At 44.5% G+C, this 1,714-nt stretch carries 1 protein-coding gene; it reads right to left on the bottom strand.

Going from position 1 to position 1,714, the window contains the following annotated elements:
• Nucleotides 1-134 precede the first annotated feature (134 nt).
• The gene (locus tag ATZ99_RS05340; protein WP_068748211.1) at nt 135-1,370 is read right to left on the bottom strand and encodes an IS110 family RNA-guided transposase; all 1,236 of its coding nucleotides are present in this window, start codon (nt 1,368-1,370) and stop codon (nt 135-137) included.
• Between the last annotated feature and the right edge of the window lie 344 nt (nt 1,371-1,714).

Below are 1,714 nucleotides of genomic sequence, written 5' to 3' on the forward strand. Positions count from 1 at the left end.
AAAGACTCACGGTAATATGTCAATACCCGAAAAATGGAAATAAAAAATATTCAGATGAAAAAAGACAATAATACCCCTTACCAACCTATATGGAAAAAGTTGGCATACAAAGAACTACTAAGTTTTGATAATAATTAACGCATCACCATCCCTTTGTAAATTTGGCCTTTGCTCAGCAGCGCAAATACCAGCCTAACTAATTTGCGAGCAGTCAATACCAGCGCTCTTTTATGCTGGTGCTTACTTACCTCTCGATATTTGGTCTGATAATAAGCTTTATACTCCTCGTTGTGCACCCTCAACGAGTTAGCAGCCTGGACCAAGTAAAAGCGGAGGTAACGGTTCCCGCTCTTAGTCAAACGACGCTCTTCAGCGTCAAAATCGCCCGACTGATAACGAGTCCAGGTAAGGCCAGCATACTGGGCCAGCGCAGCTTCATTCTTGAAACGCTTAATATCGCCTATTTCAGCAATTATGCCCGCAGCCGACACATAACCGAGGCCCTTCACTGTAGTAAGGGTTTGAGGTATAGCCTTAAGCTCCATTGAAATGACTTTATCGAGCTCTTTAAGCTGCCTATTGAGATGCTCAATATTTTTGAGAGTTAAAGAAAGAGCTATCTCACAGGCTTGTTGCATTTTAGGGCTGAGGCGGTAGGCCCGCCTGGCAGCCTGCTTTAAAGCGCTGGCAACTTCTTCGGCGTTAGCAAACCTGTTTTTTCCGTTGGATTGGATAAACTCGGCCAGCTCTTCAACAGACATTAGGGCTATTTCATCAGGTGTAAATTCTCTCAAGACTTCCATGGATGCCTTACCGAAAGAATTACTGAAAGGGTTATCCTGCTTATAGTTAGAGAACCTCAGAGAAAGGAGATTTAAAGCGCGATTTTTCTCCTCGACCAAGAGTTCTACAAGATGCAATCTAAGCCGAGTAAGTTGTCGTAACGGTTCGGTAATAGAAGCCTCATGGCTATAGGGCATAATATGTCCGAAGCGTAACCGTTCAGCGATTATATAAGCATCGATAGCATCGGTTTTAGGAAGTTTAGAACCAAAAGCTTTTTTGAATCCGGCTGTGAGAGAAGGGTTTAATTCATAAACCTCGACTGTATAAGGGTTTAACTGAGGGGCATCCATGAGGAAATTGCGAAAATGGAAACCGTAAAATGAAGTAGCTTCCAGACCTATATTAAGTTTATTGGCATTAAATTTATGGGCAATTGAATCCAGAGTTTGAACTAAGGCATTGGCGCCTTCGAGATTATTAGGGAAGGTTTTTGAGGAAGAAAGCTGGATTCCTTGCTCATCGATGCATACCAGGTCTAGCTTAGAAGCGCTGACATCGATGCCTGCGAAAATAACCTGAGCCATTGGGGACACCTCCTTTAGTTGGCCAGGATTAGGGGCGTGCCTTGCGGGTACGGCACTTAACAACCTCGCGGTGCGATAAGAGCTTGACAGGGTAACCGGGGGTGCACCCCTAGTCTGCTGAACCCAGGGGCCGGATGACCTGCTGGCTCAGCTCACGCGTAAGAAATATGTGCCGTACCGCAAAGGACTCACTCTTTTTTAAGTAGTCACCGGTTCTACCGGGCCACAGGGGGATTTAAGAGTGACCCCAGACCAACCTAAATTAATTTTCGCAAAGGCACACCTGGTTATCAAGAACCTAAAAAGGTTCTATGATAATTTCTAAAACATATTATACGAGGGGG

It is taken from the genome of Thermovenabulum gondwanense, from assembly GCF_001601575.1.
Taxonomy (GTDB): Bacteria; Bacillota; Thermosediminibacteria; order Thermosediminibacterales; family Thermosediminibacteraceae; genus Thermovenabulum; species Thermovenabulum gondwanense.